Annotated in this window: 13 protein-coding genes and 1 pseudogene; 12 read left to right on the plus strand and 2 right to left on the minus strand. The window is 66.3% G+C overall.

The window, feature by feature from the left end; translation table 11 throughout:
• Positions 1 to 209: 209 nt before the first annotated feature.
• Complete coding sequence (locus WS69_RS35685) at positions 210 to 437, minus strand: hypothetical protein (protein WP_059472122.1); 228 nt, start codon at positions 435 to 437, stop codon at positions 210 to 212.
• A gap of 177 nt (positions 438 to 614) precedes the next feature.
• Here WS69_RS35685 and WS69_RS31435 point away from each other — a divergent pair.
• Together WS69_RS31435 and fdhA are read left to right on the plus strand one after the other, a co-directional pair.
• Positions 615 to 785 (plus strand): annotated as a pseudogene (locus WS69_RS31435) (LacI family transcriptional regulator); the annotation flags it as partial.
• A 284-nt stretch (positions 786 to 1069) separates the two neighbouring features.
• The gene (fdhA, locus tag WS69_RS18210; RefSeq protein WP_059472123.1) at positions 1070 to 2269 is read left to right on the plus strand and encodes a formaldehyde dehydrogenase, glutathione-independent; all 1200 of its coding nucleotides are present in this window, start codon (positions 1070 to 1072) and stop codon (positions 2267 to 2269) included.
• Positions 2270 to 2407: 138 nt separating this feature from the next.
• Here fdhA and WS69_RS18215 read toward each other — a convergent pair whose 3' ends face one another.
• Positions 2408 to 3433, minus strand: a complete 1026-nt coding sequence (locus WS69_RS18215) for a GlxA family transcriptional regulator (RefSeq protein WP_059472124.1) — start codon at positions 3431 to 3433, stop codon at positions 2408 to 2410.
• A gap of 434 nt (positions 3434 to 3867) precedes the next feature.
• Here WS69_RS18215 and WS69_RS18220 point away from each other — a divergent pair, with 434 nt between their 5' ends.
• The 10 genes from WS69_RS18220 (at position 3868) to WS69_RS18265 (ending at position 16277) form a co-directional block, all read left to right on the plus strand.
• Positions 3868 to 5142: a serine hydroxymethyltransferase gene (locus WS69_RS18220; RefSeq protein WP_059472125.1), complete on the plus strand. Its 1275-nt coding sequence runs from the start codon at positions 3868 to 3870 to the stop codon at positions 5140 to 5142.
• A gap of 54 nt (positions 5143 to 5196) precedes the next feature.
• Positions 5197 to 6168, plus strand: coding sequence for a dipeptidase (locus WS69_RS18225; RefSeq protein WP_059472126.1), 972 nt, complete (start codon positions 5197 to 5199; stop codon positions 6166 to 6168).
• Positions 6169 to 6291: 123 nt separating this feature from the next.
• Positions 6292 to 6825 carry a DUF5943 domain-containing protein gene (locus WS69_RS18230; protein WP_059472127.1) on the plus strand — a complete coding sequence of 178 codons (534 nt, stop codon included), beginning with the start codon at positions 6292 to 6294 and terminating at the stop codon, positions 6823 to 6825.
• Between the two features lie 55 nt (positions 6826 to 6880).
• Positions 6881 to 8944 carry an NADH:flavin oxidoreductase gene (locus WS69_RS18235; protein ID WP_059472128.1) on the plus strand — a complete coding sequence of 688 codons (2064 nt, stop codon included), beginning with the start codon at positions 6881 to 6883 and terminating at the stop codon, positions 8942 to 8944.
• A gap of 2 nt (positions 8945 to 8946) precedes the next feature.
• Complete coding sequence (locus WS69_RS18240; protein WP_059472129.1) at positions 8947 to 10872, plus strand: (Fe-S)-binding protein; 1926 nt, start codon at positions 8947 to 8949, stop codon at positions 10870 to 10872.
• A 4-nt stretch (positions 10873 to 10876) separates the two neighbouring features.
• Positions 10877 to 12049 carry an electron transfer flavoprotein subunit alpha/FixB family protein gene (locus WS69_RS18245; protein WP_059472130.1) on the plus strand — a complete coding sequence of 391 codons (1173 nt, stop codon included), beginning with the start codon at positions 10877 to 10879 and terminating at the stop codon, positions 12047 to 12049.
• Positions 12046 to 12831 carry a drug:proton antiporter gene (locus WS69_RS18250; protein ID WP_059472131.1) on the plus strand — a complete coding sequence of 262 codons (786 nt, stop codon included), beginning with the start codon at positions 12046 to 12048 and terminating at the stop codon, positions 12829 to 12831. Before WS69_RS18245 ends, WS69_RS18250 begins: the two co-directional genes overlap by 4 nt.
• Before the next feature lie 24 nt (positions 12832 to 12855).
• Entirely contained in the window at positions 12856 to 14124 is a 1269-nt protein-coding gene (locus tag WS69_RS18255; protein ID WP_108034029.1) for an aromatic ring-hydroxylating oxygenase subunit alpha, read from the plus strand.
• Between the two features lie 19 nt (positions 14125 to 14143).
• Positions 14144 to 15304 (plus strand): hybrid-cluster NAD(P)-dependent oxidoreductase, encoded by a 1161-nt coding sequence (locus WS69_RS18260; RefSeq protein ID WP_059472132.1) that lies wholly within the window; start codon positions 14144 to 14146, stop codon positions 15302 to 15304.
• Positions 15305 to 15413: 109 nt separating this feature from the next.
• Complete coding sequence (locus WS69_RS18265; RefSeq protein ID WP_059472133.1) at positions 15414 to 16277, plus strand: glycine betaine ABC transporter substrate-binding protein; 864 nt, start codon at positions 15414 to 15416, stop codon at positions 16275 to 16277.
• Positions 16278 to 16384 lie beyond the last annotated feature (107 nt).

A 16384-nucleotide genomic window follows, 5' to 3' on the forward strand; every position in this document is an offset into this window, starting at 1 on the left:
AATGACGGGGGGAGGTGAACCGGCGTTGCGGGCGTCGATCGATCGGGCGAGCGATGGATGCGCGTCGGGCCCATCGCGATGACGTTCACGATTCACCCCACGTCGTCAAGTTTCGAGACGACAACTGGCGAGTACCTTGTCGCGCCGGCTTTGGAGCGACGCAGTGACGCAGTGCGAATGTCGGCTCAAGCTGCGGCGCGCGTTTTTCGTCACAATCTCCGCATCGCGGGCGGTTGCGCATCCGGTTCGATCGAGCGCGTGCGTTGAGGTTGAAATGCAACCAGCCCCAGTCCTTGCCGGATATTTCCGCGGGATTGGCCGAGTCGCTGACGAAGCAGGTGCGTGTCCTTCGCAGATTCGACCTCCAGCAGTTTCCACTGTTCGGTGCTTTCCTTGAGCGCGGCGAGCGAGTGCGTTTCGATATCGAGAATCGGCAAGTTCGTGAGGGAAACTTGCTCTGTGCCGAATATTCAAACTGGTTTCGAGAAACGATGACCGGCGCGGTCGCCGGCCGAACGGATGGAGCCCGTTCGAGGGGAGATCGTGAAGGTGAATCTGAAAGCGCTGTCGGAGGCGCTCGGCTTGTCGCGCACGACAGTGAGCCGCGCGACATCGTGTTTCAGCACCGGGCGGCCACGGTGCTGCAGCCGACCGGGTACGCATCAGGCCGGGCGATCGCCGCCGAGCTGATGGTCGGCATCATCGCGGATCCGGCCGGTGTCGCGCATCGGCTCGCGTCGCCCGTCGTCGAGCCGGGCGATACGGACGGGCCGGCACGCGGTTGATGCGCGGCCTGACGCGGGGCGGGGGCGCGGCCCATCCACGCGTGGCCGCACGCTGCACTGCGCGACGCCCTGTGCGCGCAACGCCGCACCGCCGTCGACACCCTTGCCACCATCGCCGCTTCGTTCGATGTCGGCCGCAGTCAAGCCGATGTCGGTTTTTGGACGCTCGGCCCCCCGGCTCGCGGACTACCCTCGAAAAGCTCGCTGCAAGCCCGTCCGACGCGCCCGAACGCGCGGCCCGGGCGACGCGCGGCGCACCGCCAACGAGACATGGAGACAATGCGATGAGCAGCAACCGAGGTGTCGTGTATCAGGGACCGGGCAAGGTCGAGGTGCAAAAGATCGACTATCCGAAGATGGTCGATCCGAGCGGCCGCGCGATCGGCCACGGCGTGATCTTGAAGGTGGTCAGCACGAATATCTGCGGCTCCGATCAGCACATGGTGCGCGGCCGCACGACGGCGCCCGTCGGGCTCGTGCTCGGTCACGAGATCACGGGCGAGGTGATCGAGGCCGGCCGCGACGTCGAGACGCTGAAGATCGGCGATCTCGTGTCGGTGCCGTTCAACGTCGCGTGCGGCCGCTGCGCGATGTGCAGGGAGCAGCACACGGGCGTGTGTCTGAACGTGAACCCGTCGCGCGCGGGCGGCGCGTACGGCTATGTCGACATGGGCGGCTGGATCGGCGGCCAGGCCGAATACGTGCTCGTTCCGTACGCTGACTTCAACCTGCTGAAATTCCCCGACCGCGATCAGGCGATGGCGAAGATCCGCGATCTCACGTGCCTGTCCGACATCCTGCCGACGGGCTATCACGGCGCGGTGTCGGCCGGCGTGAAGCCCGGCTCGACCGTCTACGTCGCGGGCGCGGGCCCCGTCGGGATGGCGGCCGCCGCGTCGGCGCGCCTGCTCGGCGCCGCCTGCACGATCGTCGGCGACATGAACGCCGAGCGTCTAGCGCATGCGAAGGCGATGGGCTTCGAGGTCGTCGATCTGTCGAAGGACGCGACGCTCGGCGAGCAGATCGAGCAGATCCTCGGCAAGCCGGAGATCGATTGCGCGGTCGACTGCGTCGGCTTCGAGGCGCACGGTCACGGCTCGTCCGGCCACGCGGAGGAGGCGCCCGCGACGGTGCTGAATTCGCTGATGGAAATCACGCGGCCCGCCGGCGCGATTGGCATTCCGGGCCTGTACGTGACGGACGATCCGGGTGCGAAGGACAAGGCCGCGCAGCACGGCAGCCTGAGCATCCGCTTCGGCCTCGGCTGGGCGAAGTCGCATACGTTCTTCACGGGCCAGACGCCGGTGCTGAAGTACAACCGCAACCTGATGCAGGCGATCCTGTTCGACCGGCTGCCGATCGCGAAGATCGTCAACGTGTCGGTGATCTCGCTCGACCAGGCGCCGGAGGGCTACAAGAAGTTCGACGGCGGCGCGCCGCGCAAGTTCGTCATCGATCCGCACGGCATGCTGAACGCCGCCTGATGCACGCGCAGGCGCGGCGCGATCGGCGCCGCGCCGGAAAACCAGCACGGCCCGCCGGTCTGGGGACCCGGCGGGCCGTTCGTTTCGGGTTCCGAAGCATGCGAAGCAGACGCGCGCCGCAACGGTCGCGCGGCGCGCTCAGGCGTGCAGCAACATCGACGGCACGGGCGCGCCACTCGCCATCGCAGGTTGCGCGAGCGGCGCAACCTGCTTGCGGCGCTCGCGCGTCGGCGCGGTGCCGAACGCGTCGCGATAGCTCTTGCTGAAGTGGCACGCGGACTGAAAGCCGCACGCCATCGTGATGTGCATGATCGACATATCGGTCTGCAGCAGCAGCTCGCGCGCGCGGCGCAGGCGCAGCATCAGGTAGTAATGCGTCGGCGTCATCCCGAGATGCTCGCGGAAGAGGCGCTGCAACTGCCGCTGCGACATGTTCGCGAGCCGCGCGAGCTCTTCGCGCGACAGCGGCTCTTCGATGTTGTTCTCCATCAGCGAAATCACTTCGAACAGCGACTTGTTCGCGGACCCGAGCCGCGCGACGAGCGGCATCCGCTGCTGCGCGCTCGTGTCGCGCACGTGCTCGACGATGAATTGCTCGGCGATCTGCGTGACGCGTGCGGTGCCGATTCGTGCGGCGATCAGGTTCAGCATCATGTCGAGCGGCGCGACGCCGCCCGTGCAGGTCACGCGGTCGCGGTCGATCACGAACAGTTCTTTCAGGAAGCGGGTGTCCGGAAATTCTTCCTTCAGCGCGGAGAGATTCTCCCAATGGATCGCGCATGCATAGCCGGCGAGGAGGCCCGCCTTCGCGAGCGCGTAGGTGCCGGTGCACAGGCTGCCGAGCGCGACGCCCGCGCGCGCGAAGCGGCGCAGCGCCGCGAGATGCTCGGGGCGCGTCGCGTGCTGCACGTCGACGCCGCCGCAGACGAACACGATGTCCGGCTGCCCGGCGCAATCGGCCGGGCCGGTGTCGACCGAGAGCCCGTTGCTCGCGCTGACCGAGCCGCCCTCCGGGCTGATGATCGACCAGCGGTACAGCGGCTGCCCGCTCAGGTAGTTGGCCATCCTGAGCACTTCGATCGCGTTCGTGAACGCGATCATCGTGAAATTGGGCAGCGGCATGAACGCGAAATGAGACAGCGACGCGGTGCGGTCGGGCGACATGGGGAGGCGTTCCTTGAATCTGGTCTTGATGCAGCCGGGGCGCTCGGCTTGCGTATTGTGAAATCGAGCGCAACAAGCGTGCCATACGGCTAAACCCTAGATCGGCGCGATTGCCTGTCGGCTGTGTTTCGCTGCACCGCACCGCAACCGGGAGCGGCTGCGCAGCGCGGGTGCAGCGGCGGCACCTCGCCAGTGCCGGACGGCGTGCGGGAGCCCGGGACCGCCGACGCAAAAAACGCACGATCGGTCACTTGTTCAAAAGTGACGAACATGTCGGAAAAGGGAAAGAAAGCGTCTGAATTCATCAATCGGCGAAAAATCCGAACGACAAGAATAGAGCCGTCGGCAGCCGCTGCGGCGGGACGCCCAAACGCCGTGCGGCGGGCCTTCGAGCCCGCCCCGGCGCCCCTCAAAATCCAGTGACGAGACGCCCTATGTCGAACGCCAATCCTTTCTTCTCGCAATCGCTCGCCGAGCGTGACGCGTCCGTGCGCGGCGCGATCCTCAAGGAACTCGAGCGGCAGCAGTCGCAAGTCGAGCTGATCGCGTCGGAGAACATCGTGTCGCGCGCGGTGCTCGAGGCGCAGGGCTCGGTGCTGACGAACAAGTATGCGGAAGGCTATTCGGGCAAGCGCTATTACGGCGGCTGCGAATTCGCGGACGAAGTCGAGGCGCTCGCGATCGATCGCGTGAAGCGGATCTTCAACGCCGGCTATGCGAACGTGCAGCCGCACTCCGGCGCGCAGGCGAACGGCTCGGTGATGCTCGCGCTCGCGAAGCCGGGCGATACGGTGCTCGGCATGTCGCTCGACGCGGGCGGGCACCTGACGCACGGCGCGAAGCCGGCGCTGTCAGGCAAGTGGTTCAACGCGGTCCAGTACGGCGTAAACCGCGACACGATGCTGATCGATTACGACCAGATCGAGGAGCTCGCGCAGCAGCACAAGCCGAGTCTCATCATCGCGGGCTTCTCCGCGTATCCGCGCAAGCTCGACTTCGCACGCTTTCGCGCGATCGCCGATTCGGTCGGCGCGAAGCTGATGGTCGACATGGCGCACATCGCCGGCGTGATCGCCGCGGGCCGCCACGCGAATCCGGTCGAGCACGCGCACGTCGTCACGTCGACGACGCACAAGACGCTGCGCGGACCGCGCGGCGGCTTCGTGCTGACGAACGACGAAGACATCGCGAAGAAGATCAACTCGGCGGTGTTCCCCGGCCTGCAGGGCGGTCCGCTGATGCACGTGATCGCCGGCAAGGCGGTCGCGTTCGGCGAGGTGCTGGCCGACGACTTCAAGACCTACATCGACCACGTGCTCGCGAACGCGCAGGCGCTCGGCGAAGTGCTGAAGGCGGGAGGCGTCGATCTCGTGACGGGCGGCACCGACAACCATCTGCTGCTCGTCGATCTGCGTCCGAAGGGCCTGAAGGGCGCGCAGGTCGAGCAGGCGCTCGAGCGGGCGGGCATCACCTGCAACAAGAACGGCATCCCGTTCGATACCGAGAAGCCGACGATCACGTCGGGCATCCGCCTCGGCACGCCGGCCGGCACGACGCGCGGCTTCGGCGTCGCGGAGTTCCGCGAGGTCGGCCGGCTGATTCTCGAGGTGTTCGACGCGCTGCGCGCGAACCCGGAAGGCGACCGCGCGACCGAACAGCGCGTGCGCCGCGAGATCTTCGCGCTCTGCGAGCGCTTCCCGATTTACTGAGCGCCGCGCCTCAGCACGACGACCGACCCACGCGCAGACCAGACTGGAGAATCCATGAGCACGCTGCATCAGGACAGCATCATCATCGATGGCCTGAACATTTCGAAATTCGAACGCTCGGTGTTCGAAGACATGCATCAAGGCGGCGTGACGGCCGCGAACTGCACGGTGTCCGTGTGGGAGAACTTCACGAAGACGGTCGACAACATCGCGCTGATGAAGAAGCAGATCCGCGACAACGGCGAACTGCTGACGCTCGTGCGCACGACCGACGACATCTTCCGCGCGAAGCGGGAAGGCAAGACGGGCGTGATCCTCGGCTTCCAGAACGCGCATGCGTTCGAGGACAACCTCGGCTATGTCGAGGCGTTCGCCGACATGGGCGTGCGCGTCGTTCAGCTCTGCTACAACACGCAGAATCTCGTCGGCACCGGCTGCTACGAACGCGACGGCGGATTGTCGGACTTCGGCCGAGAAGTGATCACCGAGATGAACCGCGTCGGGATCATGGTCGATCTGTCGCACGTCGGCGGCAACACATCGTCGGAGGCGATCGCGTTCTCGAAGAAGCCCGTCTGCTATTCGCACTGCCTGCCGTCCGGCCTGAAAGAGCATCCGCGCAACAAGAGCGACGCGCAACTGAAGGAGATCGCCGATGCGGGCGGCTTCGTCGGCGTGACGATGTTCGCGCCGTTCCTGAAGCGCGGGATCGACGCGACGATCGACGACTACATCGAAGCGATCGATTACGTCGTGAACCTGATCGGCGAGGATGCGGTTGGCATCGGCACCGACTTCACGCAAGGCTTCAGCGTCGATTTCTTCGACTGGCTCACGCACGACAAGGGCCGATACCGCCGGCTCACGAATTTCGGCAAGGTCGTGAACCCGGAAGGAATCCGTACGATCGGCGAATTCCCGAACCTGACGGCCGCAATGGAGCGCGCCGGCTGGAAAGCGTCGCGCATCCGCAAGATCATGGGCGAGAACTGGGTGCGCGTGTTCAAGGAGGTCTGGGGCGCGTAGACGTCCGCTTTCTTCGCTTTCAACCGATTCGATTCAGAACGCGCCCGCTCGACGAGCGACGGCGCGCGGACGATGCCGCGCGTGCGCGAAGACGCCGCGCGTTTTACCCCACGGAGTCACACGATGCAACCGCAACTGCCGATCGACGTCGATCCGAACACCGGCGTCTGGACCACCGATGCGCTGCCGATGCTGTACGTGCCGCGCCATTTCTTCACGAACAACCATACGGCGGTGGAAGCGGCGCTCGGCCGCGATGTCTACGCGGACATTCTCTACCAGGCCGGCTACAAGTCGGCGTACCACTGGTGCGACAAGGAGGCGAAGCAGCACGGGATCGCCGGCATGGCGGTGTTCGAGCATTACCTGAAGCGCCTGTCGCAGCGCGGCTGGGGGCTGTTCTCGATCATCGAGGCCGATCCGGCGAACGCGCGCGCGAAGATCGAACTGCGCCACTCGTCGTTCGTGCTCGCGCAGCCGGGCAAGGAAGGCAAGCTCTGCTACATGTTCGCCGGCTGGTTCGCGGGCGCGATGGACTGGGTCAACGACACGGCGCGGGCAGGCTCGGGCGCGCCGCGCGCGCAATCGAAGGAAGCGCAATGCGCGGCCGAAGGCCACGACCATTGCGTGTTCGAAGTGTCGCCGCTTTCGCACTGACACGACATCCACCACGCCAACGTCACGCTTACGAGAACGCCAGAGGTCGCCCGCGATGCGCTATCCCCATCTGTTCAAACCCTTGACGCTGAACCAGCTCACGCTGCGCAACCGGATCGTCAGCACCGCGCACGCGGAGGTGTACGCGGAACCGGGCGGGCTGCCCGGCGATCGCTACATTCGCTACTACGAGGAAAAGGCGAAGGGCGGGGTCGGCCTCGCCGTGTGCGGCGGGTCGAGCCCGGTATCGATCGACAGCCCGCAGGGCTGGTGGAAATCGGTGAACCTGTCGACCGACAAGATCGTCGATCCGCTGTCGCGGCTTGCCGAAGCGATGCATCGGCACGGCGCGAAGATCATGATCCAGGCGACGCACATGGGCCGACGCTCCGCCTTTCACGGCGAGCACTGGCCGCACCTGATGTCGCCGTCGGGCGTGCGCGAGCCGGTGCACCGCGGCAACGCTAAGATCATCGAGGTCGAGGAAATCCGCCGGATCATCGGCGATTTCGCCGCGGCCGCGAAGCGCGTAAAGGATGCGGGGATGGACGGCATCGAGATCTCGGCCGCGCACCAGCATCTGATCGACCAGTTCTGGAGCCCGCGGACGAACTTCCGTACTGACGAATGGGGCGGCAGCCTCGAGAACCGGCTGCGCTTCGGCGTCGAAGTGCTGAAGGCGGTGCGCGAGGCGGTCGGCCGCGATTTTTGCGTCGGACTGCGGATGTGCGGCGACGAGTTCCATGAAGACGGCCTCGATCACGAGCAATTGAAAGAGATCGCGCAGGCGATGTCCGAGACGGGCTTGATCGATTACCTCGGCGTGATCGGCTCGGGCGCGGACACGCACAACACGCTCGCGAACTGCATGCCGCCGATGGCGCTGCCGCCCGAGCCGTTCGTGCATCTCGCGGCGGGCATCAAGTCGGTCGTCAAGATTCCGGTGATGCACGCGCAGAGCATTCGCGATGCCGGTCAGGCCGAGCGCCTGCTCGCGAACGGGATGGTCGATCTCGTCGGCATGACGCGCGCGCAGATCGCCGATCCGCACATGGTCATCAAGATCCGCGACGGACGCGAGGACGAGATCAAGCAGTGCGTCGGCGCGAACTATTGCATCGACCGCCAGTACAACGGCCTCGACGTGCTGTGCGTGCAGAACGCGGCGACGTCGCGCGAGGCGACGATGCCGCACGTGATCGAGAAGTCGCGCGGGCCGAAGCGCAAGGTCGCCGTGGTCGGCGCGGGGCCGGCCGGACTCGAAGCGGCCCGCGTCGCGCGTTCGCGCGGCCATGACGTCGTGCTGTTCGAGAAGCATCATGAAGTCGGCGGACAGATCATGCTCGCCGCAAAGGCGCCGCAGCGCGAGCAGATGGCGGGCATCGTGCGCTGGTTCGACATGGAGACGAAGCGTCTCGGCGTCGATCGGCGTCTCGGCGTCGAAGCGGACGAGAAGATGATCATGGCCGAAAAGCCGGACATCATCGTGCTCGCGACGGGCGGTTCGAGCTTCACGCAGCAGGTGCCGGCTTGGGGCGTCGCCGAAGGACTCGCGGTCAGTTCGTGGGACATCCTGTCGGGCCGCGTCGAGCCGAAGCAGAACGTGCTCGTCTACGACGGCGTCAGCACGCATGCGGGCGCGGGCGTCGCCGATTTCATCTCGAGCCGCGGCTCGAAGGTCGAGATCGTCACGCCGGACGTGAAGGTCGCCGACGACTGCGGCGGCACGACATTCCCGATCTTTTACCGGCGTCTCTATGCGCAGGGCGTGATCCACACGCCGAACTACTGGCTCGATCGCGTCTATGAAGAGGACGGCAGGAAGATCGCGGTGCTGCGCAACGAATACACGGAGGAGCAGGAGGAGCGTGCGGTCGATCAGGTCGTGATCGAGAACGGCGTCACGCCGAACGACGCGCTGTACTGGAAGCTGAAGCCGGAATCGGTCAATCGCGGCCAGATCGACGTGCACAAGCTGTTCGCCGCCGAGCCGCAGCCGTGCCTGTCCGAGGCGCTCGGCAACGGCCGCTTCCTGCTGTTCCGCGTCGGCGACTGTATTTCGATGCACAACATCCATGGTGCGATCTACGACGCGCTGCGTCTCGTGAAGGATTTCTGACGATGAATCCGGCCTTTCTGATTACCGCGTTGCTGTGGCTGTCGGTCGCGGGCCTCGCGTTCGCCGTCGCGAAGCGTTCGTCGTACTGGCGGCTCGGCCGCGCGACCGCACCCGGCGTGTTCGGGCTCGCGAATCTGTTTGCGATTCCGAAGCGTTATTTCGTCGATCTGCATCACGTCGTCGCGCGCGATCCGTATATCGCGAAGACACACGTCGCGACGGCGGGCGGCGGGATCGCCGCGCTCGCGCTCGTGTTCGTCAACTACGGGCTCGCGATCTATTCGCCGTGGCTCGACAAGCTGATCTTTGTCGCGGCGCTCGCGATGCTCGTCGGCGCGGTGTTCGTGTGGCGCCGTCGTCATGCGAAGAACGTGCCCGCGCGTTTGTCGCGCGGCCCGTGGAATACGCTGCCCTGGCTGCTCGGCGCGTTCGCGCTCGGTCTCGTGCTGTTCATGCTCGTGCCGACCGCCGCGATGTCGGGCGCGTTCGCGGTGTTGTGCGCGGTGCTGATCGGCGTCGGCGCGTTTGCGATGACGGTCGGCGCGGCGAAGGGCGGGCCGATGAAGCATGCGATCGCGGGTCTGCTGCATCTCGCGTTCCATCCGCGTCAGGAGCGCTTTGCGGCGACGCGCGAGCCGTACGCCGACAACGGCGTCGCGATGCCGCCGACCGCGCTGAAGCCGTCCGATGTCGAGCATGACGAGTACGGCGTCGCGAAGCCGGCCGAATTCCGCTGGAATCAGCTGCTGAGCTTCGATGCGTGCGTGCAGTGCGGCAAGTGCGAAGCCGCGTGTCCCGCGTTCGCGTCCGGCCAGCCGCTCAATCCGAAGAAGCTGATCCAGGATCTCGTGGTCGGGATGGCGGGCGGCACCGACGCGGCGTACGCGGGCAGCCCGACGCCCGGGATTCCGGTCGGCCAGCACGGCGGCGATCCGCAGCGTCTGATCGTGTCTTCGCTGATCGAGGCCGACACGCTGTGGTCGTGCACGACGTGCCGCGCCTGCGTACAGGAGTGCCCGATGCTGATCGAGCACGTCGACGCGATCGTCGACATGCGTCGCAACCAGACGCTCGTGCACGGCGCAGTACCCGGCAAGGGCGCGGACGTGCTCGCGAATCTGCGCGAGACGGGCACGATGGGCGGCTACGACACCGCCGCGCGCTACGACTGGTCAGTCGACCTGAGCGCGCCCGTCGCGCAGCCGGGGCGTCCTGTCGATGTCCTGATCGTCGCCGGCGAAGGCGCATTCGACATGCGTTATCAGCGCACGCTGCGCGCGCTCGTGAAAGTGCTGAATCACGCGGGCGTCGATTACGCGGTGTTTGGCCGCGCGGAAACGGACACGGGCGACGTCGCGCGCCGGCTCGGCGACGAAGCGACGTTCCAGCAGATGGCGAAACGCCTGATCGGCGCGCTCGGCACGTTGTCGTTCAAGCAGATCGTGACGGCCGACCCGCACGTGATGCACAGCCTGCGCAACGAGTATCGCGCGCTCGGCGGCCGCTACACGGTCAAGCATCACACGACCTTCGTCGCCGAGCTGGTTGCGGCCGGGAAGATCAAGCCGCAGGCGGCCGAAGCGCTGCGCGAGAAGCGCATCACCTATCACGATCCGTGCTATCTCGGCCGCTACAACGGCGAGACGGAAGCGCCGCGCAAGCTGCTGAAGACGATCGGCATCCAGGTCGTCGAGATGGAGCGCCATGGGATGCGCGGCCGTTGCTGCGGCGGTGGCGGCGGCGCACCGCTCACGGACGTCCCGGGCAAGCAGCGGATCCCCGACATCCGCATCGCCGACGCGCGCGCGGTGGGCGCGGAGGTCGTTGCGGTCGGCTGTCCGAACTGCACCGCGATGCTCGAAGGTGTCGTCGGCCCGCGGCCGGACGTGCTCGACGTCGCCGAACTCGTCGCCGCCTCGCTGGAGTGACCCGATGACCACGCTCAAACGAATCGATCCGCGCCGGCCGTTCGTCGTCACCGCGGCGGGCCTGAAACGCATCACGCTCGGCGAGACGGGCAGTGCATCCGGCGACGCGGCGCAGTGGGCGCCGCACGCACACGGCGCGTCGGCCGCGAAGCCGGTGCGCGTCGTGCGGGAAGCTGCGCGTGTCTTCCTTGTTGCCGCGCACAGCGAGCGCGGCGCGCTCGACGACCATGCGCGTCAGACGCTTGCCGCCGCCGCGCTGCTCGCCGATGCGCAAACCGAAGTCGCGCTCGTCGTGTTCGGAGAACTGAACGACGACGCGGGCGCGCTCGGCGCCGACACACTGATCGTGCTGCGCGGCTTCGACTGCCGAGCGTTCGCGCCGGAGCGCGAGCTCGACGCGCTGCGCGCGTGCGCGGTCGCGCTGTCGCCGCAGCATCTGTTCATTCCCGACAACGCGACGGGCGACGGCGATCTCGGCCGCCGCTACGCAGCGGCGACGAACGCGAGCGTCGCGACGAACGTCGTCGAGATCGCGGCGGATCACGTCGGTGCGTACGCCGATGCGAAGCGCGGCTTCGCGACACGCGCGTTGCCCGACGTCGTGCTGCTCGCGCCTAACGCGGTCGAGCCGAAGCTGCCGTTCGTCGGCGCGGCGCGCGAGCGCACGCTCGACGGCGCGCCGGACGCACGCTCGTTCGCCGGCGGCGACTATCGCGATCTCGGCCTCGAAGAGATCGACGCCGCGCAGGTCGCGCTCGAAGAAGCGGATTTCATCGTGTCGGCGGGCAACGGCGTGACCGACGTCGCCGCGTTCGAGACGCTCGCCGCAACGTTCGGCGCGGCAATCGGCGCGAGCCGCGTCGCGGTCGACAACGGCCACTTCACGCGCGACAAGCAGGTGGGCGCGACCGGCAAGACGGTCGATGCGAGTGTCTACATCGCGTTCGGGATCTCGGGCGCCGTCCAGCATCTTCAGGGGATCAAGGAGTGCCGCCACGTGATCGCGGTGAATCTCGACGGCAGCGCGCCGATCGCCAAGCGCGCGAACCTGACGATCGTCGGTGATGCACAGGCGACGATCGCCGCGCTGATCGACGAGGTGAACGCCGCTCGCGCCGCGCATGTGCGATCGAGCGCCGCATCGCAAGAGACCGAATACGTGGGAGCCGCAGCATGAATGCAAATCGAAAGCTCGGAAGCATCGCGGTGCTCGTGTCGGTCGGGCGCCATCCGGTGTCTGGCGCGTCGCGCTACAGCCGCAACGACGCGGCCGCGCTCGAAATCGGCCGCGCACTGGCCGCTGAGCATCGCGCGCGCCTGGACGTGATCCATGCGGGCGACCCGCGCAATCCGGCGCTCGCCGATTACCTCGCGCTCGGCGCGGCCGGCGTCGAAGTGCTCGCATGCGCGGCCGGCGACGATGCGGCCGCTGCGCTCGCCGAACGCGTGCGCGGCCACGATCTCGTGCTCACCGGCACGCGCGCCGAAGGCGCGTACGACACCGGGATGCTGCCGTACCGCGTCGCGGCTGCGCTTGGCTGGCGGTTCGCCGGCGCGGCGGTCGACGTGAGCGTCGACGCCGGGCGCGCGACGCTGCGGCAATTCTTGCCGAAAGGCGTTCGCCGGCGCGTCGACGCGGCGCTGCCCGCCGTCGTCGCCGTGCATCCGCTCGCGAACGCACAGCCGCGCTACGCATACGCGCGGCTGCGCGCGGGCGAGGTGCGCGCGACGCACGTCGCGACGCATGCGTCGGCGGATGCCGCGCAATGGACGACGCGCGCGGCCGAGCGCAAGCCGGTGAAGCTCGCGGCCACCGACAAGCGCTCAGGCCACGCTCGGATGCTGTCTGCGACGACGACAGAAAGCCACGGCGGAAACGTCGTAATTGAAGGGAGTTCGGTCGAAAAAGCACAAGTGATCCTCGCGTATTTGCGCGAGCATCAGCTCATCGATTACTGAACGATGCCTGTCGGCAACAACACCATGGATGCAAGGAATCCGGAGCACACGATGAAAGTATCGGCAGACATCCGCGCGCTCGTGGCGCGGCGCAAGGCGGGCTACAGCCTCGAGGCCCCGTTCTATCTGAGCGACGAGATCTTTGCGCTCGACATGGACGCGATTTTCCGGCGGCATTGGATTCAGGTGGGCGTCGAGCCGGACGTGCCCGAGCCCGGCGATTACGTGACGGTTCAGCTCGGCGCCGATTCGATCCTGATCGTGCGCGACGACGACATGCAGATTCGCGCGTTCCACAACGTCTGCCGCCATCGCGGCGCGCGCCTGTGCAACGAGGAAAAGGGTTCGGTCGGCAACATCGTGTGTCCGTATCACAGCTGGACGTACAACCTGACCGGCCAATTGATGTTCGCCGAGCACATGGGAGAGAAGTTCGATCGCTGCAAGCACAGCCTGAAGCCCGTGCACCTGGAGAATCTCGCGGGACTCTTGTTCGTGTGCCTCGCCGACGAGCCGCCGACCGATTTCGCGACGATGCGCGCGGCGATGGAGCCGTATCTGCTGCCGCACGATCTGCCGAACACGAAGATCGCCGCGCAGGTCGACATCATCGAGAAAGGCAACTGGAAGCTGACGATGGAGAACAATCGCGAGTGCTATCACTGCGTCGCGAACCATCCGGAGCTGACCATTTCGTTGTACGAATACGGCTTCGGGTATCAGCCGTCGCCCGCGAACGCCGAAGGAATGGCTGCGTTCGAGCGCACCTGCGTCGAGCGCGCCGCACAGTGGGAAGCATTGAACCTGCCGTCCGTCGAAGTGGAGCGCCTGACCGACGTCACGGGCTTCCGCACGCAGCGGCTGCCGCTCGATCGTAGCGGAGAATCGCAGACGCTCGACGCGAAGGTCGCGTCGAAGAAGCTGCTCGGCGAATTCCGTCGCGCGGACCTCGGCGGACTATCGTTCTGGACGCAGCCGAATTCATGGCATCACTTCATGAGCGACCACATCGTCACGTTCATGGTGATTCCGCTGTCGGCGGGCGAAACGCTCGTCCGGACGAAATGGCTCGTTCACAAGGACGCGAAGGAAGGCATCGACTATGACGTGAAGAACCTGACGGCCGTCTGGAACGCGACGAACGACCAGGATCGCGCGCTCGTCGAATTCTCGCAGCGCGGCGCGGCGAGCACCGCGTACGAGCCGGGCCCGTATTCGCCGTTCACCGAGGGACTCGTCGAGAAATTCTGCGAGTGGTACGTCGGCCGCCTGGCCGCGCATATCGGCGCATAGCACGCCGACGGAGCGCAACATGATGCGAGATGCCGCGAATTTCGAGCCGGCCGACAGCCGCGTGACGCGTCCCGCGTTCTGGCAGGCGCTGCCGGAGCGCTGGACGAGCGACGTCGAGGAGACGCTCGTCTGCTGCCACGTGCGGCAGGAAACGCACGACGTGAAGAGCTTCTTCTTTCGCTCGCCACAGGGGCGCGCGTTCTCGTTCGAGCCCGGGCAGTTCGTCACGCTCGAGCTCGACATCGACGGCGAAACGATCAACCGCTGCTATACGATCTCGTCGTCGCCCGCGCGGCCGCACACGATCTCGATCACGGTCAAGCGCGTGCCGGGCGGCAAGGTGTCGAACTGGCTGCACGACAACCTGCAGCCGGGCGCGCCGCTGCGCGTGCTCGGCCCGGCGGGCGAGTTCACGTGCGCGCGGCATCCGGCGCGCAAGTACTTATTCCTGTCTGCGGGCTCGGGCGTCACGCCGCTGATGTCGATGAGCCGCGCGCATCACGATCTCGCCGAAGATCGCGATATCGTGTTCGTCCACAGTGCGCGCACGCCGGACGACATCATCTTCGCGCGCGAGCTAGACCTGATCGCGTCGACGCATGCGAACTTCCGCACGGCGTTCGTCTGCGAGCGGCTCGGCGCCCGCACGAACTGGCACGGTGTGACGGGCTTCCTGTCGCTGCCGATGCTGAAGCTGATCGCGCCGGATTTTCAGGAACGCGAAATTTTCACGTGCGGACCCGCGCCGTACATGAAGGCGGTGCGCGACATGCTCGACGAAGCCGGGTTCGATCGCAGCCGCTATCACGAGGAGAGCTTCTCGTTCGAGACGCCCGCCGAAAGCGAAACGCAGGTGAGCGACGGCGACGCGGCGTCGGTCGATGCGGCGGGCGATGCCGCGAGCGATGCGCAAGTGCGCCAATACACGGTCGCGTTCGCGAAGAGCAACCGCGAGATCGCATGCGGAGCGGATCAGCACGTGCTCGATGCCGCGCGCCGCTCGGGCGTGCGCCTGCCCGCGTCGTGCACGCAGGGGATGTGCGGCACCTGCAAGGTGAAGCTCGTGTCCGGCGAGGTCGACATGAAGCACAACGGCGGCATTCGTCAACGCGAAATCGATCAGGGGATGGTGCTGCTCTGCTGCAGCAAGCCGCTGTCCGATCTCGTCGTCGACAAGTGAGCGCGTCGCAGATGCGCAAGAACGTGTCGCAAAAGAACGATACCGGGGAATTGTGGTTGAAGAACCTGGAGAGGCCCTTCGCTTTTCGACAACCTCAAGGAGATCGATCATGAAATTCCTCGTGAAACTAATGGGCTGCGGCTTGCTGTCGATGATGCTCGCCGCCGCCGCGCCGGTGCGGGCCGATACGAAACCGACGCTGAAGATCGGCTACGTCGAAGGCTGGGACGACAGCGTCGCGACGTCGAACGTGGCCGCGCGCATCATCGAGACGAAGCTAGGCTATCCGGTGCAGCTCGTGCCGGTTGCGGCGGGCGTGATGTGGCAGGGCGTCGCGCGCGGCGATCTCGACGCGACGCTGTCCGCATGGCTGCCCGTCACGCAGGGCGCGTACTGGGATCAGTTCAAGACGAAGGTCGTCGATCTCGGCACCAATTTCCCCGACGCGAAGATCGGCCTCATCGTGCCGAGCTACGTGAAGGCGAAGACGATCGAAGATCTCAACGCGGAAAAAGCCGACTTCGCAGGCCGCGTCGTCGGCATCGACGCAGGCGCGGGCGTGATGCGCAAAACCGACGACGCGATCAAGGCATATGGCCTGAACTATTCGCTGATGCCGAGCTCGGGCAGCGCGATGACTGCGGAGCTCGCGCGCTCGATTCACGCGAACAAGCCGGTCGTCGTGACGGGCTGGGCGCCGCACTGGATGTTCGCGAAGTGGAAGCTGCGTTTCCTCGACGATCCGAAAAAGGTCTACGGTGAAGCCGAGCACGTCGACAGCGTCGTGAATCCGGCACTCGAAACGAAAGCGAAGCCGGTCGTCGCGTTCCTGAAGAAGTTTCAGTGGAAGCCGGGCGAGATCGACGGCGTGATGCTCGCGATCCAGAACGGATCGAAACCTGCGGCGGCCGCCGATGCATGGATCGCCGCGCATGGCGATCGCGTCGGCGAATGGGTCGGCTCCGCGCAGTGAAGATCGTCTGCTCAGGCCCGCGTACGCGGGCTTGAGCGGGTGGTGAAAAATTCGAAGGCATCCGAACTAATTAGCAAAAATAGCGGATTTTTCCGCTGGTTTTTTGA

Source organism: Burkholderia sp. BDU5 (assembly GCF_001522845.1).
Lineage (GTDB): Bacteria > Pseudomonadota > Gammaproteobacteria > Burkholderiales > Burkholderiaceae > Burkholderia > Burkholderia mayonis.

Coding starts and splice junctions, on each gene's coding strand:
- fdhA (WP_059472123.1), top strand. CDS start 1,070: ATGAGCAGCAACCGAGGTGTCGTGTATCAGGGACCGGGCAAGGTCGAG.
- WS69_RS18215 (WP_059472124.1), bottom strand. CDS start 3,433: ATGTCGCCCGACCGCACCGCGTCGCTGTCTCATTTCGCGTTCATGCCG.
- WS69_RS18220 (WP_059472125.1), top strand. CDS start 3,868: ATGTCGAACGCCAATCCTTTCTTCTCGCAATCGCTCGCCGAGCGTGAC.
- WS69_RS18225 (WP_059472126.1), top strand. CDS start 5,197: ATGAGCACGCTGCATCAGGACAGCATCATCATCGATGGCCTGAACATT.
- WS69_RS18230 (WP_059472127.1), top strand. CDS start 6,292: ATGCAACCGCAACTGCCGATCGACGTCGATCCGAACACCGGCGTCTGG.
- WS69_RS18235 (WP_059472128.1), top strand. CDS start 6,881: ATGCGCTATCCCCATCTGTTCAAACCCTTGACGCTGAACCAGCTCACG.
- WS69_RS18240 (WP_059472129.1), top strand. CDS start 8,947: ATGAATCCGGCCTTTCTGATTACCGCGTTGCTGTGGCTGTCGGTCGCG.
- WS69_RS18245 (WP_059472130.1), top strand. CDS start 10,877: ATGACCACGCTCAAACGAATCGATCCGCGCCGGCCGTTCGTCGTCACC.
- WS69_RS18250 (WP_059472131.1), top strand. CDS start 12,046: ATGAATGCAAATCGAAAGCTCGGAAGCATCGCGGTGCTCGTGTCGGTC.
- WS69_RS18255 (WP_108034029.1), top strand. CDS start 12,856: ATGGATGCAAGGAATCCGGAGCACACGATGAAAGTATCGGCAGACATC.
- WS69_RS18260 (WP_059472132.1), top strand. CDS start 14,144: ATGATGCGAGATGCCGCGAATTTCGAGCCGGCCGACAGCCGCGTGACG.
- WS69_RS18265 (WP_059472133.1), top strand. CDS start 15,414: ATGAAATTCCTCGTGAAACTAATGGGCTGCGGCTTGCTGTCGATGATG.